Source organism: Bradyrhizobium cajani (assembly GCF_009759665.1).
Taxonomy (GTDB): domain Bacteria; phylum Pseudomonadota; class Alphaproteobacteria; order Rhizobiales; family Xanthobacteraceae; genus Bradyrhizobium; species Bradyrhizobium cajani.
The window spans coordinates 56,225-78,868 of record NZ_WQNE01000031.1; the positions used below are offsets into that span (position 1 = coordinate 56,225).

Consider the following 22,644-nt stretch of genomic DNA (forward strand, 5'->3'; position numbering starts at 1 on the left):
CTAGACTGTCTTCCGGAGGAAACAGTGATGAATGGGTCAATGCCCCAGCATCACGCGGCTCGCGTCGAGGCCGCTATTGCGTCAGGTCAGGCGGCAAGGTCCGCGCTCGTGGCCTCATGGCGCCGTTCATCCCGACTGCATCATCTCGATCCCTCCGGCCGCGGTTCGCCGCACCGGCTGACGGAAGCGGAACTCGGCCAGGCGCGCGAGCGCATCGCGCCGCTCCTGGCCGCCGCGCAAGGTGCGATGGACCGGCTCTACCAGGCGGTCGGTGCCGCCGGCTGCTGCGTGCTGCTCGCCGATGACGACGGCGTGCCGGTCGATCGCAGAGGCACGCCCGCGGATGATGCCACTTTTCAATCCTGGGGCCTGTGGACCGGCGCGCTCTGGAGCGAGGAGCACGAGGGCACCAATGGTATCGGCACCTGCCTCGTCGAACAGCGCCCGCTGACGATCGACCGCGACCAGCATTTCTTCACGCGCAACACGCGCTTGAGCTGCACCGCCGTTCCGATCTACGACCACGAGGCGGCGCTTGCGGGCGTGCTTGACGTCTCGTCCTGCCGCGCCGACCGCACCGACGCCTTCGCCAGCCTGATTGCGCTCGCGGCGGGCGAAGCGGCCAAGCGTATCGAGGCCGATCTGTTTCGCCGGGCCTTCGCCCATGCCCGCATCGTGCTGACGCAGGGCCCGGACGGCCAGTGCGGCGGCCTGATTGCGGTCGACGCGGACGATCTCGTGATCGGCGCAACCCGCTCCGCGCGGCTTGGACTTGGGATCGCACCCGGCCGGGCATTGCAGCCGATACCCGCCGCCGATCTGCTCGGCGGCGATACCGCGCACGACCATCTTGCCGGCGGTCAGCGCGCGGTGTTGCAGCGGGCGCTGCTTCGCGCCGGCGGCAACGTTTCGGCGGCCGCCAAGGCCCTCGGCGTCAGCCGCGCCACGCTGCACAGAAAGCTCAAGCGGTTCGAGCTGAACCACTGAGCCCTGCTGTTTCCTCAGCCGTCATTGCGCGGGTCCGTGCGAAGCGCGGCCCGATGACAGGCTCCGCGAAGCAATCCAGAATTCCTCCGCGGAGACAGTCTGGATTGCTTCGCTGCGCTCGCAATGACGGCGTGGAAGCTGCGAGCCCTCCGTCTTGCATTGCCTCACCGCCGACTGTCGCAGAACTGCGACAGGTCGGCCCGGCCATCGCTCCCGCCTGGGCTGACAGAAAACGCCTCCCGCGACATCGTCGGCGCAAGTCGTGACAACGCGACGAATTGCGCAGACAGCAAACATCGGGAGTGATCAATGAACAAGGTGGAATTCCTCAGCGTCACCAAAGTTCCCTTCGCCGAACGTTATGACAACTTCATCGGCGGTAAATTCGTCGCGCCGATCTCCGGCAAATACTTCGACAACGCCTCGCCGGTGAACGGCCAGATCGTCTGTAAGATCGCACGCTCCGACGCGCAGGACGTCGAAGCAGCTCTCGACGCGGCGCATGCTGCCAAGGGCGCCTGGGGCCGCACCAGCGTGGCTGAGCGCGCCGCGATCCTGAACCGGATCGCCGACCGCATGGAAGAAAATCTCGAGCGTCTCGCCATTGCCGAGACCTGGGACAACGGCAAGCCGATCCGCGAGACTCGCGCTGCCGACCTGCCGCTCGCCATCGATCACTTCCGCTATTTCGCCGGCGTGGTGCGCGCGCAGGAAGGCTCGATCGGCGAGATCGACCACGACACCATCGCCTATCATTTCCACGAGCCGCTCGGCGTGGTCGGCCAGATCATCCCCTGGAACTTCCCGCTGCTGATGGCCTGCTGGAAGCTTGCGCCTGCGCTTGCTGCAGGCAATTGCGTGGTGCTCAAGCCTGCCGAGCAGACCCCGGCCTCGATCATGGTCTGGGCCGAGATCATCGCCGATATCCTGCCGCCCGGCGTCCTCAACATCGTCAACGGTTTTGGTATCGAGGCCGGCAAGCCGCTCGCGTCCAGTCCCCGCATTGCCAAGATCGCCTTCACCGGCGAGACCACGACGGGCCGGCTGATCATGCAGTACGCCAGCCAGAACCTGATCCCGGTCACGCTGGAGCTCGGCGGCAAGTCGCCGAACATCTTCTTCAACGACGTCACCGCCGAGGACGACGATTTCTTCGACAAGGCGATCGAAGGCTTCGTCATGTTCGCGCTGAACCAGGGCGAAGTCTGCACCTGTCCGAGCCGGGCGCTGGTCCACGCCGACATCTATGACCGCTTCATGGAGCGGGCGCTGAAGCGCGTCGCCGCGATCAAGCAGGGCGATCCGCGCGACGCCACCACCATGATCGGCGCGCAGGCCTCGGGCGAGCAGCTGGCCAAGATCCTCTCCTATATCGACATCGGCAAGCAGGAGGGCGCGAAGGTGCTGGCCGGCGGCGGCCGCGCTGAGCTCGCGGGCGATCTTGCCGGCGGCTTCTACGTCCAGCCGACCGTGTTCGAGGGCCACAACAAGATGCGGATCTTCCAGGAGGAGATCTTCGGCCCCGTCGTCTCGGTCACGACCTTCAAGACCGACGAGGAGGCACTCGCGATCGCCAACGACACGCTCTATGGCCTCGGCGCCGGTGTCTGGAGCCTGCGATGCCAATCGCTGCTACCGCTTCGGCCGGGCAATCCAGGCCGGCCGCGTCTGGACGAACTGCTATCATGCCTATCCCGCACATGCGGCCTTCGGCGGCTACAAACAGTCGGGCGTCGGGCGCGAGACCCACAAGATGATGCTCGATCACTACCAGCAGACCAAGAACCTCCTGGTCAGCTACAGCCCGAAGAAGCTCGGCTTCTTCTGATCGGCGGAGGAGAGGGCGGCGCAATCCTGCGCCGCTCTCTTGCCGGCCGGGCCTGCCGTCATCCGTCTGTCAGGGAATTGAGACAAGACGGGAGCGCTGAACTTTATCGGTTCGGCGCGTGTGGCATCGAAGCGATGCCGGGCAAAGACGGAGGCTTGGCGATGCGGGACGGTCCTTCACGACGGAACGCGTGTGTTGGCGCGATGCTGGTCGGTGCGGCGGCTTTGGCCCTGTTGCCGCCATCGATGGCCTTCGCACAAACCGCTGCGGCGCCCGCCGGCGCCAAACCGTTCCTGACCGTTGATGGAAAGGCGCCACTGATCCTCGGACATCGCGGCCTGCCTGGACTGGTCGCTGAAGAGACCGAGCCGTCATATGACCTTGCCGCAGCGCTGGGAACCGACGCGCTCGAAGAGGACCTGCACCTCACCAAGGACTGCGTGCTAGTGGTACGTCACAATCCCTGGCTGAGCGACAACACCAACGTTGCCGAGGTGGCGAAGACCAATGCGGCTGTTGCGGCCCGCAAGCGCACGGTGCCCGGCGTGCGCGTCAAGGCTCCGTCTGCGACCGGCGTGCCCGCCGATTACCTGACGGATCTTACCGATCCAACCGATCCCAAATCAGTGCTGAAATCGCTGATCGTTGACGGTGAAGATCATACCAATGACTGGTCGATCACCGACTTCACCATGGCCGAGCTGAAGCAATGGATCGCCGGCACCACCTATGATGCGGCCAACGAAAGGCCGAAGGTCTTCAACGGCAAGTTCCCGGTCATCAGCTTCCAGGACGTCATCGACATCGCCAAGGCCAAGAGCAGGGCGACGGGGCGTACGATCCTCGTCTATCCCGAAACCAAGAACCCGACCTGGAACAATACCCAGGCGATTGCGAATGGCTGCGGCGCGCCCGGCAGCCATCCGCTTGAGGATGCCCTGATCAAGATCGTCAAGGACAATGATCTCAACACCAAGGATGCGCCCATCCTCGTTCAGAGCTTCGAGCCCGGCAGCCTGAAATATATGCGCAGCCATGGCCTTCAGACGCAGCAGGTGCAGCTCATCGACGGCAACGGGATCGACTTCAAGACCGGCAAGGTCCTCCTCGACAACATCACCAATTCGCGTCCATTCGACTGGACGGTTGCGAGCGACGCCCGCTTGTACGACGCGATGCTGACGCCCGAGGGCCTTGCCGAGATCAAGACCTATGCCGACGGCATCGGCCCGTGGAAGCCCTACATCGTTCCGCTCAAGATTGCGCCGTGGAAGGACCGCAACGCCGACGGCACGCCCTACAAGGGATCGACGCCGGACGCTTCGACGCAGGAGGCGACCAGCCTGATCGCGGACGCGCACAAGCTCGGCCTGTTCGTGCATGTCTTCACCTTCCGGAACGAGAAGAAATATCTGGCCGCCGACTATCGCGGTGATCCAAGCCTTGAATATCTCAAATTTTTCCGACTTGGCGTCGATGGGGTCTTCACCGACTTCACGCATACCGGCGTTGCCGCCCGCGCAGCGTATTTGCGAGAACTCGGCTGGTAGGCGAAACGGCGAATCGGACCGGCGCTCTCGTTTCGGATCTGAACGTAACCGTGTCTGATTTAGCTGCGTCGGCTGCTTGCACCCGCTTCGCTGGTGGGGAGCTAATGTTGCCCAATCAAGCCTAAAGGTTTTGCAAAGTTTCGGCCACGTTGCACTGCGGCATAATGAAAATCGTGCCATGCCGCCGCGGTGCTTTCCAAGGGCGTTTGACTTGGGTTAGAGAGGGCAGAAGTTTTCTCTGACCCGGAATTCCCATGGCCGCACCCAAGAAAGCCGCCGCAGGCGCAGCACAGGACAAGACCAACGGCGGCTCGCCCCCGGAATTCACGAGGGAGCAGGAGCTGAAGGCGCTCCGCGACATGCTCCTGATCCGGCGGTTCGAGGAAAAGGCCGGCCAGCTCTACGGCATGGGCGCGATCGGCGGATTCTGTCATCTCTATATCGGCCAGGAGGCCGTGGTGGTCGGCATGCAGATGGCGCTGAAGCAGGGCGATCAGGTCATCACCGGTTACCGCGATCACGGACACATGCTCGCCACCGGCATGGACGCCAACGGCGTCATGGCCGAGCTCACGGGACGCCGCGGCGGCTATTCCAAGGGCAAGGGCGGCTCCATGCACATGTTCAGCAAGGAGAAGCACTTCTACGGCGGCCACGGCATCGTCGGCGCCCAGGTCTCGCTCGGCACCGGGCTTGCTTTCGCCAATCACTATCGCGGCAACGACAATGTCAGCGTCACCTATTTCGGCGACGGCGCGGCCAACCAGGGCCAGGTCTATGAGAGCTTCAACATGGCGGAGCTCTGGAAGCTGCCGGTGATCTACGTCATCGAGAACAATCGCTACGCCATGGGAACGTCAGTCTCGCGCGCCTCGGCGCAGCAGGATTTTTCCAAGCGTGGCGCGTCCTTCAACATTCCCGGCATGCAGGTCGACGGCATGGACGTCCGCGCCGTGAAGGCCGCGGGCGAGGAGGCGGCGGCCTGGTGCCGCGCCGGCAAGGGCCCCTACATCCTGGAGATGCAGACCTACCGCTATCGCGGTCACTCGATGTCCGACCCTGCAAAATATCGCACGCGCGAGGAGGTCGAGAAGGTCCGCCACGACCAGGACCCGATCGAGCAGGTGCGCAACCGCCTCTTGGCGGCCAAGGTCAGCGAGCAGGATCTGAAGGCGATCGACGCCGAAGTGCGCGACATCGTCAACGCCTCCGCCGATTTCGCCCAGCATGATCCCGAGCCGGATGCCGCCGAGCTCTGGACCGACGTTTATCGCTAAGACGCGCGCAAGCTTTCTTTTGGAGTCGATATGCCAATTCAAGTGCTGATGCCCGCGTTGTCGCCCACGATGGAGAAGGGCAACCTCGCCAAATGGCTGAAAAAAGAGGGCGAGACGATCAAGTCTGGCGATGTCATCGCCGAGATCGAGACCGACAAGGCGACCATGGAGGTCGAGGCGACCGACGAGGGGACGCTCGGCAAGATCCTGATCCCGGAAGGTACGGCCGACGTTGCGGTGAACACGCCGATCGCGACCATTCTCGCCGATGGCGAAAGCGCCGCTGATCTGGCCAAGGCACCTGCGCCCGCGAAGCAGGAGAAGGCCGCGGAGTCCGCGCCGCCTGCCGCCGCGAAGGGCGAGGCGCCTGCGCCCAAGGCCGCGCCTGCGCCGCAAGCCGTTGCCGAGCCCGATCCGGAAGTGCCTGCCGGCACCGAGATGGTGACGCAGACCATCCGCGAAGCCTTGCGCGACGCCATGGCCGAAGAGATGCGCCGCGACGCCGACGTCTTCGTGATGGGCGAAGAGGTTGCGGAATATCAGGGCGCCTACAAGGTCACGCAGGGCCTGCTTCAGGAATTCGGCGCTAAGCGCGTCATCGACACGCCGATCACCGAGCACGGCTTTGCCGGCATCGGCGTCGGCGCCGCGATGACCGGATTGAAGCCGATCGTCGAGTTCATGACCTTCAACTTCGCCATGCAGGCGATCGACCAGATCATCAACTCCGCAGCCAAGACGCTCTACATGTCCGGCGGCCAGATGGGCTGCTCGATCGTGTTCCGCGGGCCCAATGGTGCGGCCGCGCGCGTCGCCGCCCAGCACAGCCAGGATTACTCGGCCTGGTACTCGCACATTCCGGGCCTCAAGGTGGTTGCGCCATATTCTGCCGCCGATGCCAAGGGTCTGCTCAAGGCTGCGATCCGCGATCCCAATCCGGTGATCTTCCTCGAGAACGAGGTGCTCTACGGCCACAGTGGCGAAGTGCCGAAGCTCGACGACTTCGTGATCCCGATCGGCAAGGCCCGCATCGTTCGCTCCGGCAGCCACGTCACCATCATCTCCTGGTCGAACGGCATGACCTATGCGCTGAAGGCCGCCGACGAACTCGCCAAGGACGGCATCGAGGCCGAGGTGATCGACCTGCGCACGCTGCGGCCGTTGGACACCGAAACCATCATCAACTCCGTCAAGAAGACCGGCCGCGCCGTCACGGTGGAAGAGGGCTGGGCGCAGAGCGGCGTCGGCGCCGAGATCGCCGCGCGCATCATGGAGAACGCCTTCGATTATCTGGATGCGCCGGTCGCCCGCGTTTCCGGCAAGGACGTGCCGATGCCCTATGCCGCGAACCTGGAGAAGCTCGCACTGCCGGCGGCGGCGGAAGTCGTCGAGGCCGCCAAAGCCGTCTGCTACAGGTAGACCATGGCGGGCCCGAAGGAGCAGCCACTGCCGCCCGACGTCATGACCCGCGAGGACGCGGTCGAGATCCTGCGCGTGTTCGTGCTGGACGGCGGGTTGTCGATGGCGTTCCAGCGCGCCTTCGAGGAGCCGGACATGTGGGGCCTGCTGCTCGTCGATCTCGCCCGCCACGCCGCGCGCGCCTATGCGCGCGAGAGCGAATATACCGAGGAGGATGCCCTCAACCGGATCCTGGAGATGTTCCAGGCCGAGATCGAGCGTCCCACCGACACCGGCACCACGACGCCGCGCGGCAAGGGGCACTGACAGTGGCGATCGAATCCCATCACTACGACTTCATGCTCGAGGCGATCCGCGAGGCGGAGGCATCGATCGCGCAGGGCGGCCTGCCGATCGGCGCGGTGCTGACCCGCGACAACAAGGTCATCGCCCGTGGCCACAACAACCGCGTGCAGGAGAACAACGTGATCCTGCACGGCGAGATGAGCTGCCTGCGCGAGGCGGGCGCGATCACGTTCCATGACACCGTCATGTACACTACGCTGTCGCCATGCTCGATGTGCGCCGGCGCGCTCGCGCTGTTCAAGGTCAAGCTGGTAGTGATCGGGGAATCCGTCACCTTCGAGGGATCCAAGGACATCCTCGACAAGTTCGGCATCCCCTGGATCGACCTTGCCGACGACCGCTCCATCACCATGATGAAGAATTGGCGTTCCATCCCTGCCAATGAGCGCCTTTGGCAGGGCGACATCGGCAACTAAACCTGGTCTGTTCGTCCTCGCTTTTGGGGACGACGTTTTGAGAAGTTCTTCGTGAGGTCAGCATGCCCATCAACATCCTGATGCCCGCTCTGTCGCCGACGATGGAGAAGGGCAACCTCGCCAAGTGGCTGAAGAAGGAAGGCGACAAGGTCAAGTCCGGCGACGTCATAGCCGAGATCGAGACCGACAAGGCGACCATGGAGGTCGAGGCCATCGACGAAGGCACGATCGCCAAGATCCTGGTGCCCGAGGGCACGCAAGACGTTCCGGTCAATGACGTGATCGCGGTGCTCGCTGGCGAGGGCGAAGATGTGAAGGCGGCAGGTGCTGCGAAGCCGACCGCCTCGGCTGCGCCGCCCAAGGCCGCTGAAGCGCCTGCTGCTGCACCGGCACCTGCTCCGGCCGCACCGAAGGCTGCGCCGGCGCCTGCCGCTGCACCGGCCGCGCAGGCTGCGGCACCCGCTCCGCAGGGCAACGGCCATGGCGGCCGGGTGTTCTCATCGCCGCTGGCGCGCCGCATTGCAAAGGATGCCGGAATCGATGTTGCGATGGTCGCCGGCACCGGCCCGCACGGCCGCGTGGTCGCACGCGACGTCGAGCAGGCCAAGTCCGGCAAGGGACTCAAGGCACCCGCGGCGGCGCCCTCCGGTGCGCCCTCGATCGCGCCGACCATGTCGGACAAGCAGATCCTGTCGCTGCTCGAGCCCGGCTCCTACGACATCGTCCCGCATGACGGCATGCGCCGCACGATCGCCCAACGTCTGACCGCGTCGATCCAGAACGTTCCGCACTTCTATCTCACCATCGACTGCGACATCGGCAAGCTGCTCGCCGCGCGCGAGGAGATCAACGCGGCTGCTCCCAAGGACAAGGAGAAGAAGCCGCTCTACAAGATCTCGGTCAACGACTTCGTCATCAAGGCGATGGCAGTCGCGCTCCAGAAGATCCCGAACTGCAACGTCAGCTGGACCGAAAGCGGCATGGTCAAGCATCACCATTCCGATGTCGGCGTTGCCGTGGCGATGCCCGGTGGCCTGATCACGCCGATCATCCGCAAGGCCGAGACCAAGACGCTCTCGACCATCTCCAACGAGATGAAGGATTTCGCCGCGCGCGCCCGCTCGCGCAAGCTGAAGCCCGAGGAATACCAGGGCGGCACCACGGCGGTCTCCAACCTCGGCATGTACGGCATCAGCCACTTCACCGCCGTGATCAACCCGCCGCACGCGACCATCCTCGCGGTCGGCACCAGCGAGGAGCGTCCCGTCGTGCGCGGCGGCAAGATCGAGATTGCGCACATGATGAGCGTGACCTTGTCATGCGATCACCGCGCCATCGACGGTGCGCTCGGCGCCGAGCTGATCGGCGCGTTCAAGCAGCTGATCGAGAACCCCGTCATGATGATGGTCTGACGCGGCGCGAGGGGACCGGGTTGAATGCGAACGCGCTGGCCCTGGATCGCGATGCTGCTGTCGATCATCGTCCTCATCAGCCCGATCGGCACCGAGGTGCTGCACGATGCGCTCTTCAGCAGCGAGCAGCTCTCGCGCAGCATTGCCCAGCCGATCGCCTTCATCGGCCTTGCGATTCTGATCTCGATCTGCCTGATCGAATGGCTGGTCAGGTCGATCGTTTCAAAACGCCGCGCACACGGCGTCACGTCTTGAGTTGAACGGGAGCCACCATGGCCGATACATCCTTCGACGTCATCATCATCGGCTCCGGCCCCGGCGGCTATGTCACCGCGATCCGGGCCGCGCAGCTTGGCTTCAAGGTCGCGATCGTCGAGAAGTCCTATCTCGGCGGCATCTGTCTGAACTGGGGCTGCATCCCGACCAAGGCGCTGCTGCGCTCGGCCGAGATCTATCACTACATGCAGCACGCCAAGGATTACGGCCTGTCGGCCGAGAAGGTGTCGTTCGACGCCAAGGCCGTGGTGCAGCGCTCGCGCGGAGTCTCCAAGCGGCTGAACGACGGTGTCGGCTTCCTGATGAAGAAGAACAAGGTGAGCGTGATCTGGGGCGCGGCTTCGATCGACGCGCCCGGCAAGGTCACCGTGAAGAAGTCCGACGTCGAGGCGCCGAAGGGCGCGCTGGGCGAGGGGACCTATCAGGCCAAGCACATCATCGTCGCGACCGGCGCTCGGCCGCGCGTGCTGCCGGGGCTCGAGCCCGACAAGAAGCTGGTCTGGACCTATTTCGAGGCGATGGTGCCGGAGCGGATTCCGAAGTCGCTGCTCGTCGTCGGGTCAGGTGCGATCGGCATCGAGTTTGCCTCGTTCTTCCACACCATGGGCTCGGATGTGACCGTGGTCGAGGTGCTGCCGCAGATCCTGCCCGTCGAGGATGCCGAGATCGCGGGCCTTGCGCGAAAGCGCTTCGAGAAGCAGGGCATCAAGATCATGTCCTCGACCAAGGTGACCAAGCTGGAGAAGAAGGCCGACAGCGTCGTCGCCACCATCGACGACGGCAAGGGCAAGCCTGTGACGGCCGAGTTCGAGCGGGTGATCTCCGCCGTCGGCGTGGTCGGCAACATCGAAAATCTCGGCCTCGAAAAGCTCGGCGTCAGAACCGATCGCGGCTGCATCGTCATCGATGGCTACGGCAAGACCAATATTCCCGGAATCTACGCCATCGGCGACGTCGCCGGTCCCCCGATGCTGGCGCACAAGGCCGAGCATGAGGGCGTGATCTGCGTCGAGGCGATCAAGGGCCTGCATCCGCACGCCATGGACAAGGACATGATCCCGGGCTGCACTTATTGCCATCCGCAGGTCGCCTCGGTCGGCCTGACGGAAGCCAGGGCGAAGGAGAACGGCCGCGAGATCCGCGTCGGCCGCTTCCCCTTCGTCGGCAATGGCAAGGCGATTGCGCTCGGCGAGGATCAAGGCCTGGTCAAGGTCATCTTCGACAAGAAGACCGGTCAGCTCCTGGGCGCCCACATGATCGGCGCCGAAGTCACCGAGCTGATCCAAGGCTACGTCGTCGCCATGAACCTGGAAACCACGGAAGAGGAACTCATGCACACAGTGTTCCCGCATCCGACCCTGTCGGAGATGATGAAGGAAGCCGTGCTGGATGCGTATGGACGGGTGCTGAATATATGACATCCGCCGTCATTGCGAGCGAAGCGAAGCAATTCAGAGTGCCTCCGCGGAAATGGTCTGGATTGATTCGTCGCAAGAGCTCCTCGCAATGACGAGTGGAAAGAGCGATTTGAATAAACAAGAAGAAAGAAGCAACATGCACGACAACGACAACCTCACCATCGAACGCCCGACCTTCGTCACCCATCTCGAATGCGCGATGGAAGGCGATCATTACGCTGCCGACCAGGTCCATAATCTCTCCAAGGCCGGCAAGCCGCTCTTGGTGCGCTACGACCTCGCGGGCGTGAAGAAGGCGCTGACCAAGGATGCACTCGCCCAGCGCCCCGCCGACATGTGGCGCTATCGCGAGCTGCTGCCGGTGCGCAAATCCAAGGACATCGTCTCGCTCGGCGAGGTCACGACGCCGCTGATTCGGCTGCCCAAGGTCGGCGCAAAACTTGGCGGTGGCGAGATCATCGTGAAGGACGAGGGGCGGCTGCCGACCGGCTCGTTCAAGGCGCGCGGCCTGGTGATGGCGGTGTCGATGGGCAAGGCGCTCGGCATCAAGCACATGGCGATGCCGACCAACGGCAACGCCGGCGCGGCGCTCGCGGCCTATGCGACCTCCTGCGGCATCAAGACCACGATCTTCTGCCCGGCCGACACGCCGGAGGTGAATGTCAGCGAGATCGAGCTCCAGGGCGCGACCGTCTACCGCGTCAACGGCTATATCGACGATTGCGGCAAGATCGTTGGCGAGGGTAAGGCAAAAGTCGGCTGGTTCGACACCTCGACGCTGAAGGAGCCGTACCGCATCGAGGGCAAGAAGACGATGGGCCTCGAGCTCGCCGAGCAGCTCGGCTGGGACGTGCCGGACGTGATCTTCTATCCGACCGGCGGCGGCACCGGCCTGATCGGCATGTGGAAGGCTTTTGACGAGCTGGAGAAGATCGGCTTCATCGGAAGCAAGCGCCCGCGCATGGTGGCGGTGCAGGCGTCGGGCTGCGCGCCGATGGTGCGCGCCTATGACGCCGGGACCGAGCACGCGACGCGCTGGGAGGACGCCCACACCATCGCCTCCGGCATCCGCGTGCCCCAGGCGATCGGCGACTTCCTCATTCTGCGCGCCGTGCGCGAGAGCAAGGGTTTTGCCATCGCGGTCGATGACGACAAGATCTCGTCGGCGCTGAGCGAGGTTGCGCGCGAGGAGGGGCTGCTGCTCTGCCCCGAGGGTGCCGCCACCTATGCCGCCTACAAGCAGAGCCTCGCCGACGGCCGCGTCGGCAAGTCCGACCGCGTGATGCTGTTCAACTGCGCGACCGGCCTGAAATATCCGCTGCCGCCGGTCACCCGCACGCTCGATCGCCACAAGCCGATCGACTACACGCAGTTCTAGTAATTCTCCCTCGCCCCGCTTGCGGGGAGAGGGTCGGGGTGAGGGGAGTCTCCGCGGGGGCGGTGACAGCCGAATTTGTGGAGGCTCCCCCTCACCCTGAATCTGCGCTACGCGCGAATTCAGGCCTCTCCCCGCAAGCGGGGAGAGGCGAAGAAGAACAAAAACGAAATCGCTGGGGAGAAGACAATGAAGAAGGCCGTCTGGGCTGCGCTGATTGGTATTCTCGCGTTCACGGGTGCCGCGCGCGCCGACGACTATCCTACGCGTCCCATCACCATCATCGTGCCGTTCGCGGCCGGCGGGCCATCGGATGCGATGGCGCGTGTGCTCGCCGAGCGGATGCGGGTGTCGCTTGGTCAGCCCGTGGTGATCGAGAACGTCACCGGCGCGGGTGGCTCGATCGGCGTCGGCCGCGCCGTGCAATCGCCGCCGGACGGCTACACCATCTCCTTCGGCCATCTCGGCACCCATGTTGCCAACGGCGCCGTCTATAAGCTCAAATACGACCTCGTCACCGATCTCGAGCCGGTAGTGCTCTTGCCGAGCAACCCGATGATCGTCGTCAGCAAGAGCGCGGTGCCCGCGACCTCGCTGAAAGAGCTGATCGAATGGCTGAAGTCACGGCCGTCGCCGCCGACCGCCGGCACCGCCGGTGCGGGCTCCGGCAGCCACATCGCCGGTGTCTATTTCGAGAGCGTCTCCGGCATCAAGCTGCAATACGTGCCGTATCGCGGCACCGCGCCCGCGCTGAACGATCTCATTGCCGGCCAGATCGACCTCATAGTCGACCAGACCTCCAACTCCATCAACCAGGTGCGTGCTGGCACCATCCGCGCCTACGCCATCACCGACGACAAGCGCCTGGCCTCGGCGCCGGAGATTCCGACCGCGGAGGAGGCGGGCCTGAAGGGCTTCAACATGACGCTGTGGTCGGGCATGTGGGTGCCGAAGGGCACGCCGAAGGAGATCGTGACGAAGCTCAACGTGGCGGCCGTCGAAGCGTTGAGCGATCCCGGAGTGAAGAAGCAACTCGAGAGCCAGGGCCTGGAGATGACGCCCCGGGACCAGCTTACGCCTGAAGCGCTCGGCACCCGCCAGAAGGCTGAGATCGCAAAATGGTGGCCGATCATCAAGGCGGCAAACATCAAGGTGGATTGAGGCGGGCAGCGCGCGCTTCGCGTATTCGCTGACCGCCGGCAATCACTCGATGGTTTCGTCACCTGCCACCAGCGCCCGCTCCAGGCATTGCATCAGATCCGCGGCGGCGAACGGCTTGCCGAGGAAACAGATTGCCCCGGCCTTGAGCGCACGTGCACGCACGCTCTCATCCGGGAAAGCCGTGATGAAGATGAAGGGCGTGGCTGAACCCTGCGCGCGCATCTGCGTCAGAAGATCGATGCCGGTTGTCAACGGCATCTGTACGTCCGCGATCACGCACGAGGTGTCGTTTGAATCGGTCGACCTCAAGAACTCCTCGGCGGACGCGAATGTGTGGACGATGTATCCGCGCGACTCCAGGAGATTGTTGAGCGCAGCCCGCACGTAAGGGTCATCATCAAGCACCGAAATGACCGAAGCCACTGACAAGACGTCCGCTCCTCGCTCCGGATTGCGCTTGCCGTCGCCACGGCCACACCTAAACACTTAAGGTGGACCTGCCAGTCATCATTGGAAACTCATACTTAGGTTTGTACGTTGGGCTTGCCGGGCCGAATCCCGAGCGCCTCGCTCATTCTCACCAGGTCCGCCAGCGACTTCGCGCCCATTTTCCGCATGATCTGGCCACGATAGATCTTGACGGTGATTTCCGCCAATCCGAGCTGGGCCGCCACTTGCTTGTTCATCAGGCCCGACGTCACCAGTGACAGTACGTCCCGCTCCCGCGGGGATAGGGACTCGAAGCGTGATCTGACGGTCGAGACCGTCCTGTTGAGGTCGCGGCGCTTGCGATCTCGCTCGATCGCGGCCTGGACTGCGTCCAGGATGTCCTGGTCGCGAACCGGCTTGGTCAGGAAGTCGATCGCGCCGCTCTTCATGGCCCGAACGGTCATGGGGATATCACCGTGGCCGGTGATGAAGATGATGGGCGTGTGGATATTTGCCTTGGCGAGATCGGTCTGCAGGTCAAGGCCGCTAACTCCGGGCAGGCGGATGTCGAGCACCAGGCAACTGGGGACTTCCGGCGGCTTGGCCTGCAGGAGTTGCGGCGCCGAGCCGAATGCTTCGACCTTGAGGCCGACCGACTCGAACAGATTGGTGAGCGCACGGCGCATGGACGCGTCGTCGTCGACGATGAAGACGATTGGCTGATCGCCGTCCTCCTGCGGCCGCGAAGGTTCCGCGCGCTCGATCACGATGCTTCCTCTCGATAGAGCGGCAGGGTGATCTGAAAAATTGCGCCGCGCTCCTGGTTCGGAGTGGCGGAAAGTCGTCCGCCATGGGCCTCGACAATGGAGCGGCAGATCGACAGCCCCATGCCCATGCCGGACGCCTTCGTGGTAAAGAACGGCATGAACAGGCGGTCGATTGCCTGTTCGCAGAGGCCGACGCCGCAATCGGCGACGCTCACCAGCGCCGTGTCGTCACCGTTCGCGGCTGAGCGGATTGCCAGTTCGCGCGGGCGATCATGGACACCTTCCATGGCCTCGATCCCGTTCATGATCAGGTTGATCAGGACCTGTTGCAATTGGATTCGATCGCCAAAGATCCTGGGCAGTGCCGACGACAGCTCCATGCGCACCGAGACGGCGTGGCTGGCCATCTCGCGCTGAACGAGTGCGACGGCCTCGCGCACGACCGCGTTGGCGTCGAGCGGAGCCATCTCGATGTCGGTCCGCTTGGCGAGCGCCCGGACGTGGCGGATCACGTCGCTGGCACGCTTGCCGTCCTCGACGATCCACTCCACGGAGCGGCGCGCCGCCTTGAGGTCGGGCGGACTGCGCTGCAGCCAGGCGAGGCAGGCGTCGGCGTTTGCGATCACGGCGGCGAGGGGCTGGTTGATTTCGTGGGCAATTGAAGCCGTCAGCTCGCCCAGTGTCGTGACGCGCGTCACGTGGGCGAGCTCGGCCTGGGCCTTGCGCAGCGCGTCTTCGGCCTGATCGGCCCGGATGGCCGCGGTCACGTCGGTGCAGACGCCACGATAACCGAGAAAAACGCCGTCGGCGTCGAAGAACGGCTTGCCGCTGGTCCGGACGTAGATCGGCTGCCCGTTGCGGTCCTTGCTGCGATACACCAGGTCGCGGAACGGGATGTGGGCGTCGAGCGCCGCCCGATGTTGTCGCCATTTTTCGGGCTCGAGATCGGCGTCCGGCGCAATGTCCCAGCGCGTGAGCCCGATTAGGCCCGCGGGGGCGGTGACGGTATCGGAGTGTTCCGATATCTGGGTCACGCGATGGTCTGGCCCCGTCTCCCAGAACCAGTCGGACGCGGTTTCGGCATAATCGCGAAAGCGCTGCTCGCTCTCGCGGAGCCTTCGCTCTGCCTCTTTGGTCGCCGTGACGTCGGTCACCGATCCGACGAACTCCACGCGACCGCAGGAGTCTCGCATGGCCCGGGCCACCGCCCGGACGTATTTGATGGAGCCGTCGAGCATCACGAGCCGGTACTCGTGATCGTAATCCTTTCCCTCGCGCGCCGCCCGACCCGTGGCCTGCTGCACTGCGAGCCGGTCCTCCGGATGAATCCGCTGGAGCATGAACGGGATCCTTGGCTCGGTTCCCTCGTCGCATTGGAAGATGCGATAGGTCTCTTTGGACCAGGTAATCTCGCCGGTCGCTGACCTCCAGCCGAAACTGCCGGTGTGGCTCAATTCCTGCGCCTGGGCGAGATAAGCCTCGCTCTGTCGCAGTGCATTCTCCGCTTCCTTGCGCTCGGTGATGTTCTCGCAGGCGACCAGCACGATCGGCCCGCCATCGGCCCTCAGCATGGTCTTGGCGTTCTCGCGCACCCATAGCACCGAGCCGTCCTTGCGAACCTTGCGGATTTCCCAGGTGTGTGACTGATCGACGGTCTCAAGGCACAGCGCGACACATGCGCGGACGAAGTCGCGATCTTCCTCGAAGAAGACATCCAGCACCGATCGGCCGATCAACTCCGCGGCCGTATAGCCCAGTTGCGCGGCGCCGAACGTGTTCACGTTGATCACAGTTCCGGTCGGATCGACCATGAAGTACATGACCGGGTTGTGCTCGAAGACTTGCTGCCACTGCTTGACCGCCTCCAGCAAACTGGCGTCACCGGGCTCGGTGCGCGGCTTGGTGGTGACAGTTTGCCTGACGCAGCCGACGAGGAATTGTGCGGCTGACTTCCCGAACGTTGCTGCCCGGCCAGGCTTCATCGCAGACGCTCCCGGCGCTCTCTGCGTGAACACAAGTAGAGCACGTTGCCGCCAGAGGAGCAATTCCGGCCAAAGTCGGATGGGCGGTCACGGCCGCCTTCGAATTGACTGCGCGCACCGCGAGGCAAGTTTCTCGCGGTGGCCGTGCAGCCGGCGCGTCGTGCGCCGTCTCGTTGAACATGAGCCAGCGCGAACGTTCCCCCGGGTGAATACGGGACAAACCTAGGTATAGCTCGTCCATTCCTAGTCATGTCGGCCATTTACCTCCGTACAATTGAGCGCCTTGTGCTCGGCGGACTAGCCTCATGACCATCGGGAGTGTCGACCAGCCAATCGCAGCGATCGCAAGGACGAGGCCGCTGCATTTCTCGACACGCAGCCGCGATCGCGGGCAATTCACGACCCGCGTGAGGTCGAAGGGAACGAACTGGCAAGAGCGCAAGCAACAAAGCGAGACAACCATGTGCGATACAGTGGAACTTCCTGAGCGTCGCCTATTCGAGTCCGAACGTTGCTCTTCAGTCAACGGCTGTGCGGTATGTGGCGGCAAGTTTGGCTTGATCCGCTACTATTCCTGGCGCACCGCGCTCTGCTCCAAGAAGTGCGTCGAACGCTTCCGCACGCGGCGCGAACGCGACCGCCGGTGGCTGTTCCGTGCGCAGGTCGCATGAGGCTGAATTGAGGAGCTGACTTCGTTCAGCAGGTCTGATCCGGGAGCCCGTGCGTTGAACCGCTCATGCAAGCTCTTGTGCTCGATGGTTCTCCTCGGCTCCACGGCCACGGTCCAGGCGCAGGAGGCGGGACACGGTGCCGTTCATCGCCAGCACCCACCCCAGGACCAGGCGCTGCACGAAAAATTCTATTCGACCTGGCACATGCCGGACAATCCGGGCCTCAGTTGCTGCAACAGCTCGGACTGCTATCCGACCGACATCAAGTACATCGACGGCCAGATCTATGCGCGGCGCAGGGAGGACGGGAGATACCTCCTGATCCCACCGCAGAAAGTGGAGCGAAACAGGGATAATCCGGACGGCCGAAACCATCTCTGCGCTCCACCGCCCGCACTGTCTCCGCTCGACAGCGTTTACTGCTTCGCTTTGGGAGGTGCCACATGAGATTCGCGTTCGTACTGGTGAACGGCCGGACCCCGTTCCGGCAGACCTGGTGCATGCAGTGCTGCGAGCCGATCGGCGGCGGCTATCTCCGCGAGATCGCAACCCGTCTGCCTTACTGCGACCATCAGTGCTACGCGCTGTACTGCGAGGCGCTCGCGAAAGATCGCATGAGGGCGGCTTCATGAAATTCGTGGTGGTCAATCACGAGCCCCCGTTGCACGCGGCCACGTGCAGCACATGCGCGCGGTCAATCCGGTCCGGCTATGTCCGGCATGCGCGGACACAGCGTCGTTACTGTGACACCGATTGCTACCGGCGAGGTGAACTCGTGACGCTGTTGATGCAATGGCCGATGCCCGGGCGCGCGGAGCCGGCCGCCGGGAACGTCGAGGTCGCTGCCGGCAACATGATCGAGATGTTGGCGGTCCTGAGTGCCGTCTCGTACTGGAGCTGCACGATACAGTTCTGGACCTTCGCAAGGGCCCTGACCGGCGCCTACCTGGGCAGTCGCGGCCTGATCACGATGGAAGGAGGTGACACCTAGCTGCGCGACTGCACTCGCGTGGAAGCCGCAGCAACGTGACCTCGCAGACGCCGCGTCCAGCCCCGGCGGCGTCGACTAGGGAGCGGGTGCTGCGGCCGCCGCGGGTGCAGTTGCGCTGACCTCGTGTGTGACCACGCGCTCATCGTTCTTGCCGGCGATCATGCCGCTGCCCTCGAACCGCGCGCGATAGACCAGCACGTTCTCTATCACGCGCTGAACGTAGTTGCGCGTCTCCGACAGCGGAATGCGCTCGACCCAGTCGACCGGATCGACATTGGGATCCCTGGGGTCGCCGCGCGCCTGCACCCATTCACGCACCCGGCCGCGGCCGGCATTGTAGCCGGCAAACGTCATGATCTGGTTGCCGCGATATTCGGACAACAGCGCGCTGAGCTCGGCCGCGCCCATCTGCGTGTTGTAGACGGGATCGGAGACCATCCTGTCCCAGTCATAGGTCAGGCCGAAGCGCTTTGCCGTGTCGCGCCCGGCTTCCGGCGTCACCTGCATCAGGCCGACCGCATTGGCGGGCGACTTGTCGCGTTGGTCGAACGAGCTTTCGGTGCGCGCCACCGAATAGATCACGCTGGTCTCGATCGCGGGCGCGACCTGCCTGTGCTCGGGGATGCCGATGGTCGGGAAGGCGTAATGGTCGAGCGCAAGCCCGCGGGCCAGCGCCGACTTGCCGACCTCCAGCATCACGCGGGCATCGTTGCGCCGGCCGGCGAGCTCGCCGAGCGCTTCGAGCGCTGCGACGTCGGTGCTCTCCTTGGCGAAATCCTCGGCATAGTAGAATACCATGTCGCGCTCGCCGATGCCGTAGAGCATGTCAGCGGCGCGGACACGCTCATCCGCGGCCGGCGTGTCGGCGGCGGCCAGCACGGGCGAGGGCGCGCGCAGCTCGATCCGGTCGACGCCGAGCTTCGCACGCGCAAGCTGGCCGTAATAGGCGGTCGGGTAGCGCGCGGCGGCCTTGTAGCTGATGCGCGCGTCGGCCGTTGCCCCCAGTGCCTCGGCGGCGCGGCCGCGCCAGTAATGGGCCCGCGACAGCGCGATCGGATTGGCCGAGCCCTCGTCGATCGCGGCGAAGTGCATCATCGCGGTCTTGGGATCGTGGAGATAGCGCAGGGCGATCCAGCCGCACATGAAGTGGTAGTCGACGCGATAGACCTCCTTCTCCGGCACTGCGGCCATGCGCACGACGTCATAGGCGGTCTTGAATTTGCCCTGGTCGAGCAGCTTGCGCGCAAGCAGGCGGCGCTCGCGCCACCAGGCGTCCGTGTCCTGGGCCGCCATCATGTCGGGCGCGGCGGCCAGGATCACTTCGGCGGCGTCGTCGATGCGGTCCTTTTGGAGGTGCCATTGCGCGCGGCACAGCACATAGCCGAGATCGCGGCGCGCTTCTGCCGACACGTCCTCGAGATAATCCCCGGCCTTGTTGGCCTTGCCGGTGACCGCGGCGCAGGCCTTGACGATCGCGAGCGCGTCCTCGCCGAGCCGCTTGGCTGCGCGCGTTGCGCCGGCATAATCCTTGGCGCCGAGCCGCTTGTCCATGCGGGCGCGATGATCATCCGCGGTCAGGAGCTCGCGGAACGCCTCGTAGGAATCCTCTTCGCTGCGCTCGGACAATTCGTCCGTGCGCCAGGCATCGCGCACCAGACGCGCGGCCCGGTCGTTGTCGCCCTCGGAGATCAGCACGCGTGCGAGCGCGAACTTGCCCTTGGCGCTGGTCGGCCGGTCCATGGTGAATTTGTGCACGGTGGCCGCGTCGCTCTTCTCCTGCCACAGCCGCGCCTCGGCGCGCCGGCGCAAGAGCGCGCTGCTCGGCCAGTCCGGATTGGCGGTGAGGAAGGCGGCGTAACGTTTGAAATTCGCCGTGCTCTCGGAATGGCGCAGCATGAACCAGTCGGCGAGCTTCTGTCCGGCAGGGTCAGCGATGCGGTCGCGCGCGGCGCTCGCGTCATCCGTCTTGCCCCGGCGCGCGAGGTCGATCGCGTTCTTCAGCGCGGCGAGGTCGCCGGTCAGCGGCGGCGGCGCCGGCTTGTCCGACGGCTCGTCTTGCTTCTTCGACTTGCGCCTGGCCTCGGCGTGCTTGCCGTGCCGCGACTTGACCGAGGATTTGGCCGCGGCATGGCGCTGCTTGCCGGCTTTCGCCTCATGCGTCTTCTTCGGTGCGGCTGATTTGTGACTGCTCTTCGCTGCCAGCTCCGTCGGCAGGAGCGCGAAAGTGGCCATGGCAACGACACACGCGAGCGAGCGTAGGCACTGGTTCATTCCATGGTCCCCCTGCGAAACCACTACAAACCAAGGTCCGCGACGACATGCGGCTTGAGAATCAAAGACGACGCCAAGGATGATGGCACGGCATCGTTTCGGATTGGTCACGCTCCCGCAACAATGCGGCAAAAAACGGATAGGAACTCGGGAACTTCCGAAACGCGGAAGGGGTAGGGGCTTTAATCTTTGTTAACGATTGGGACTCGTGCGACGTCGCGCCGGGTTCCCGACGCCGCCAAGGCCCAGATTGCGTGTTCCCGCGGGCAAATCCGGTGTATTGAGTTCCCTGATCCGTCCTTTCAGCCTTTGCCCGCACCAATGCCGATTTTCAACCAGTCGATCCGGCGCAAGATCGTCGGCATCGCCCTCGGACTGATCGTCCTGATGCTGGTCACCTCGATTCTGTCGATGGTGATGTCGAGCCAGGTCGGCGTCCTGCTCGATGAGCTGACCAACCGTTACATCCCGGCCTATGGAGATCTGGCGCGCGCCAACATCCGCTCGCTGGAACGGGCGGTGGCGCTGCGGCGAATGGTCATGACCAGGATGCAGTCGCCATCGGACGAGGAGGCTTACGCGGCGCGCCTTCGTGAATTCGAGGAATCGGACCGGAGGATCGAGGAGGAAGCCGAGCGCGCGCGCAAGCTCATCAACGCGATTATCGACGATCCCAGGACCCCATCGGACAATGCCGCGCTGGCGCGGATCGAGGCCCGCATCGAGACCTCCGTCGCCGAGCTGCGCCGCGATATGAATGAGAACCACGCAAAGCTCGTCAAGCAAGTCGACGCCAAGCAGATAGCGGAGGCCCGCAACACGCTGGAGCATATCGACGCCATACGCGACCAATTCAACCAGAAGATCGATCTGATCCGCGCCGACATGCTGAAGCAGGTTTACGCCAGCACGTCGCAGGTGATCGGCCATCAGCATAAGGCGATCATCGTGTCGGGCATCGTGACCGTGCTCGCAGCGGTCGTCGGGTTTGCCTTTGCGCTGCTGGTCTCCAGCGGTATCACGCGGCCGGTGCGGATGTTGCTCGCCGGCACCCGCGAGGTCGAGGCAGGCCGGTTCGACAAACCCATCACCGTCTCCACGCAGGACGAGATCGGCGAGCTTGCCGCGGCCTTCAACCGCATGATCGAGCAGTTGCGCCACAACGAGCGCATCCGCGAGACCTTTGGCCGCTACATCGACCCCAAGGTCGTGCAGGGCCTGATCGACCGGCCGGAAGTTGCCGTCGACGGCCAGCGCCGGGTGATGACCATCATGTTCTGCGACATGAGCGGTTTCACCTCGATGAGCGAGGGCATGACCCCGCGCGGCCTCGTCAAGGTGATGAACCATTATTTCACCGTGATGTCCGGTCCGATCAGGGACAATCGCGGCGTCATCGACAAATATATCGGTGACGCCATCATGGCCTATTGGGGCCCGCCCTTCATCGAGGAGGGCGAGCAGGGGCGGCTCGCCGGCCTTGCCGCAATCGACATGGCCGAGCAGGTGCCCGCGCTCCAGAAGCAATTGCCGGATCTGCTCGGCATCCGCGCCATGCCGGCGCTGTGCGACTTGCGCATCGGCATCGCCACAGGCGAGGTCCTGACCGGCAGCATCGGCTCCGAGCTGATGATGAGCTTTACCGTGATGGGCGATGCCGTGAACCTCGCCTCGCGGCTCGAGGCCGTCAACAAGGTCTACGGTACCCGCATCCTGATCTCGCAGGCGACGGCGGACGCGATCGGCTCGCACCTCGAACTGCGCGAGATCGATTGTCTCGCGGTCGCCGGCCAGAGCGCGCCGCAGGCCATCTTTGAGGTGATGGGCAGGAGCGGCGCGCTCGCCGCTGCGCAAGCGAGCCTGCGCAAGCACTATGCCGAAGGTCTCGCCGCCTATCGCGCTCGCCGCTTCGACGAGGCTAGCGCCGCGCTCAACGCGGCGCTCGAAGCCGTCCCGGGCGACGGACCATCGCGCACACTGCTCGGCCGCATTGCGCAGTTCGAGACCGATCCGCCGGATGCCAATTGGGACGGCGCCTGGCGGCTGGAGCAGAAATAGCCGGCCGCGCG

General features: G+C 64.4%; 18 protein-coding genes and 2 pseudogenes. 16 read left to right on the forward strand and 4 right to left on the reverse strand.

The features are described from left to right. Window positions 1-27: 27 nt before the first annotated feature. The 12 genes and pseudogenes from GPL20_RS29610 to GPL20_RS29665 all read left to right on the forward strand — a co-directional run bounded on the left by GPL20_RS29610 (window position 28) and on the right by GPL20_RS29665 (window position 13,464). Window positions 28-987, forward strand: coding sequence for a GAF domain-containing protein (locus tag GPL20_RS29610; protein ID WP_157334324.1), 960 nt, complete (start codon window positions 28-30; stop codon window positions 985-987). A 309-nt stretch (window positions 988-1,296) separates the two neighbouring features. Then, a pseudogene (adh, locus tag GPL20_RS29615) lies at window positions 1,297-2,815 on the forward strand (aldehyde dehydrogenase). Between the two features lie 341 nt (window positions 2,816-3,156). After that, window positions 3,157-4,365, forward strand: a pseudogene (locus GPL20_RS29620) (glycerophosphodiester phosphodiesterase family protein); the annotation flags it as partial. A 254-nt stretch (window positions 4,366-4,619) separates the two neighbouring features. After that, the gene (pdhA, locus tag GPL20_RS29625; RefSeq protein ID WP_157334328.1) at window positions 4,620-5,642 is read left to right on the forward strand and encodes a pyruvate dehydrogenase (acetyl-transferring) E1 component subunit alpha; all 1,023 of its coding nucleotides are present in this window, start codon (window positions 4,620-4,622) and stop codon (window positions 5,640-5,642) included. Window positions 5,643-5,672: 30 nt separating this feature from the next. Continuing rightward, window positions 5,673-7,061, forward strand: coding sequence for a pyruvate dehydrogenase complex E1 component subunit beta (locus tag GPL20_RS29630; RefSeq protein WP_157334330.1), 1,389 nt, complete (start codon window positions 5,673-5,675; stop codon window positions 7,059-7,061). A gap of 3 nt (window positions 7,062-7,064) precedes the next feature. Continuing rightward, window positions 7,065-7,367, forward strand: coding sequence for a DUF5076 domain-containing protein (locus tag GPL20_RS29635; RefSeq protein WP_092181243.1), 303 nt, complete (start codon window positions 7,065-7,067; stop codon window positions 7,365-7,367). Between the two features lie 2 nt (window positions 7,368-7,369). After that, on the forward strand, window positions 7,370-7,822 hold the full coding sequence (locus tag GPL20_RS29640; RefSeq protein WP_254126192.1) for a nucleoside deaminase: 453 nt from the start codon (window positions 7,370-7,372) through the stop codon (window positions 7,820-7,822). A 62-nt stretch (window positions 7,823-7,884) separates the two neighbouring features. Continuing rightward, entirely contained in the window at window positions 7,885-9,234 is a 1,350-nt protein-coding gene (locus tag GPL20_RS29645; RefSeq protein ID WP_157334332.1) for a pyruvate dehydrogenase complex dihydrolipoamide acetyltransferase, read from the forward strand. A gap of 24 nt (window positions 9,235-9,258) precedes the next feature. Further along, on the forward strand, window positions 9,259-9,489 hold the full coding sequence (locus tag GPL20_RS29650; RefSeq protein WP_157334334.1) for a hypothetical protein: 231 nt from the start codon (window positions 9,259-9,261) through the stop codon (window positions 9,487-9,489). A 17-nt stretch (window positions 9,490-9,506) separates the two neighbouring features. Then, a complete protein-coding gene (gene lpdA / locus GPL20_RS29655) occupies window positions 9,507-10,928 on the forward strand; it encodes a dihydrolipoyl dehydrogenase (RefSeq protein ID WP_157334336.1) in 1,422 nt (473 codons plus the stop codon). A gap of 136 nt (window positions 10,929-11,064) precedes the next feature. After that, on the forward strand, window positions 11,065-12,306 hold the full coding sequence (locus GPL20_RS29660; RefSeq protein ID WP_157334338.1) for a threonine synthase: 1,242 nt from the start codon (window positions 11,065-11,067) through the stop codon (window positions 12,304-12,306). A gap of 186 nt (window positions 12,307-12,492) precedes the next feature. Continuing rightward, window positions 12,493-13,464 (forward strand): tripartite tricarboxylate transporter substrate binding protein BugD, encoded by a 972-nt coding sequence (locus GPL20_RS29665; protein WP_167533277.1) that lies wholly within the window; start codon window positions 12,493-12,495, stop codon window positions 13,462-13,464. A gap of 42 nt (window positions 13,465-13,506) precedes the next feature. Here the strand turns inward: GPL20_RS29665 and GPL20_RS29670 are convergent, their stop codons facing one another. The 3 genes from GPL20_RS29670 to GPL20_RS29680 form a co-directional block, all read right to left on the reverse strand. Then, window positions 13,507-13,893 carry a response regulator transcription factor gene (locus GPL20_RS29670; RefSeq protein WP_157334427.1) on the reverse strand — a complete coding sequence of 129 codons (387 nt, stop codon included), beginning with the start codon at window positions 13,891-13,893 and terminating at the stop codon, window positions 13,507-13,509. 95 nt (window positions 13,894-13,988) lie between these two features. Then, complete coding sequence (locus GPL20_RS29675) at window positions 13,989-14,660, reverse strand: response regulator transcription factor (RefSeq protein ID WP_254126190.1); 672 nt, start codon at window positions 14,658-14,660, stop codon at window positions 13,989-13,991. Beyond that, window positions 14,657-16,642 carry a PAS domain S-box protein gene (locus tag GPL20_RS29680; RefSeq protein ID WP_157334342.1) on the reverse strand — a complete coding sequence of 662 codons (1,986 nt, stop codon included), beginning with the start codon at window positions 16,640-16,642 and terminating at the stop codon, window positions 14,657-14,659. The genes GPL20_RS29675 and GPL20_RS29680 overlap by 4 nt, the downstream gene beginning before the upstream one ends. A 305-nt stretch (window positions 16,643-16,947) precedes the next feature. Between GPL20_RS29680 and GPL20_RS39705 the strand changes: the two genes are divergently transcribed. From GPL20_RS39705 to GPL20_RS29695, 3 genes are all read left to right on the forward strand, one after another. Then, window positions 16,948-17,313, forward strand: a complete 366-nt coding sequence (locus GPL20_RS39705) for a hypothetical protein (RefSeq protein ID WP_246251079.1) — start codon at window positions 16,948-16,950, stop codon at window positions 17,311-17,313. Between the two features lie 443 nt (window positions 17,314-17,756). Continuing rightward, on the forward strand, window positions 17,757-17,945 hold the full coding sequence (locus GPL20_RS29690) for a hypothetical protein (protein WP_157334344.1): 189 nt from the start codon (window positions 17,757-17,759) through the stop codon (window positions 17,943-17,945). Window positions 17,946-18,088: 143 nt separating this feature from the next. Next, on the forward strand, window positions 18,089-18,304 hold the full coding sequence (locus tag GPL20_RS29695; protein ID WP_157334346.1) for a hypothetical protein: 216 nt from the start codon (window positions 18,089-18,091) through the stop codon (window positions 18,302-18,304). A gap of 75 nt (window positions 18,305-18,379) precedes the next feature. On the opposite strand, the gene GPL20_RS29700 is transcribed toward GPL20_RS29695, so the two are convergent. Then, window positions 18,380-20,575: a lytic transglycosylase domain-containing protein gene (locus GPL20_RS29700; protein ID WP_157334359.1), complete on the reverse strand. Its 2,196-nt coding sequence runs from the start codon at window positions 20,573-20,575 to the stop codon at window positions 18,380-18,382. A gap of 321 nt (window positions 20,576-20,896) precedes the next feature. Here GPL20_RS29700 and GPL20_RS29705 point away from each other — a divergent pair, with 321 nt between their 5' ends. Then, window positions 20,897-22,633, forward strand: coding sequence for an adenylate/guanylate cyclase domain-containing protein (locus tag GPL20_RS29705; RefSeq protein WP_157334361.1), 1,737 nt, complete (start codon window positions 20,897-20,899; stop codon window positions 22,631-22,633). Window positions 22,634-22,644 lie beyond the last annotated feature (11 nt).

Excerpts from the sequence above, each read along its gene's own strand:
- lpdA (WP_157334336.1), top strand. The coding sequence starts at position 9,507 with ATGGCCGATACATCCTTCGACGTCATCATCATCGGCTCCGGCCCCGGC.
- GPL20_RS29610 (WP_157334324.1), top strand. The coding sequence starts at position 28 with ATGAATGGGTCAATGCCCCAGCATCACGCGGCTCGCGTCGAGGCCGCT.
- GPL20_RS29680 (WP_157334342.1), bottom strand. The coding sequence starts at position 16,642 with ATGAAGCCTGGCCGGGCAGCAACGTTCGGGAAGTCAGCCGCACAATTC.
- GPL20_RS29705 (WP_157334361.1), top strand. The coding sequence starts at position 20,897 with ATGCCGATTTTCAACCAGTCGATCCGGCGCAAGATCGTCGGCATCGCC.
- GPL20_RS29660 (WP_157334338.1), top strand. The coding sequence starts at position 11,065 with ATGCACGACAACGACAACCTCACCATCGAACGCCCGACCTTCGTCACC.
- GPL20_RS29635 (WP_092181243.1), top strand. The coding sequence starts at position 7,065 with ATGGCGGGCCCGAAGGAGCAGCCACTGCCGCCCGACGTCATGACCCGC.
- GPL20_RS29650 (WP_157334334.1), top strand. The coding sequence starts at position 9,259 with ATGCGAACGCGCTGGCCCTGGATCGCGATGCTGCTGTCGATCATCGTC.
- GPL20_RS29630 (WP_157334330.1), top strand. The coding sequence starts at position 5,673 with ATGCCAATTCAAGTGCTGATGCCCGCGTTGTCGCCCACGATGGAGAAG.
- GPL20_RS29690 (WP_157334344.1), top strand. The coding sequence starts at position 17,757 with ATGAGATTCGCGTTCGTACTGGTGAACGGCCGGACCCCGTTCCGGCAG.
- pdhA (WP_157334328.1), top strand. The coding sequence starts at position 4,620 with ATGGCCGCACCCAAGAAAGCCGCCGCAGGCGCAGCACAGGACAAGACC.
- GPL20_RS29700 (WP_157334359.1), bottom strand. The coding sequence starts at position 20,575 with ATGAACCAGTGCCTACGCTCGCTCGCGTGTGTCGTTGCCATGGCCACT.
- GPL20_RS39705 (WP_246251079.1), top strand. The coding sequence starts at position 16,948 with ATGACCATCGGGAGTGTCGACCAGCCAATCGCAGCGATCGCAAGGACG.
- GPL20_RS29665 (WP_167533277.1), top strand. The coding sequence starts at position 12,493 with ATGAAGAAGGCCGTCTGGGCTGCGCTGATTGGTATTCTCGCGTTCACG.
- GPL20_RS29645 (WP_157334332.1), top strand. The coding sequence starts at position 7,885 with ATGCCCATCAACATCCTGATGCCCGCTCTGTCGCCGACGATGGAGAAG.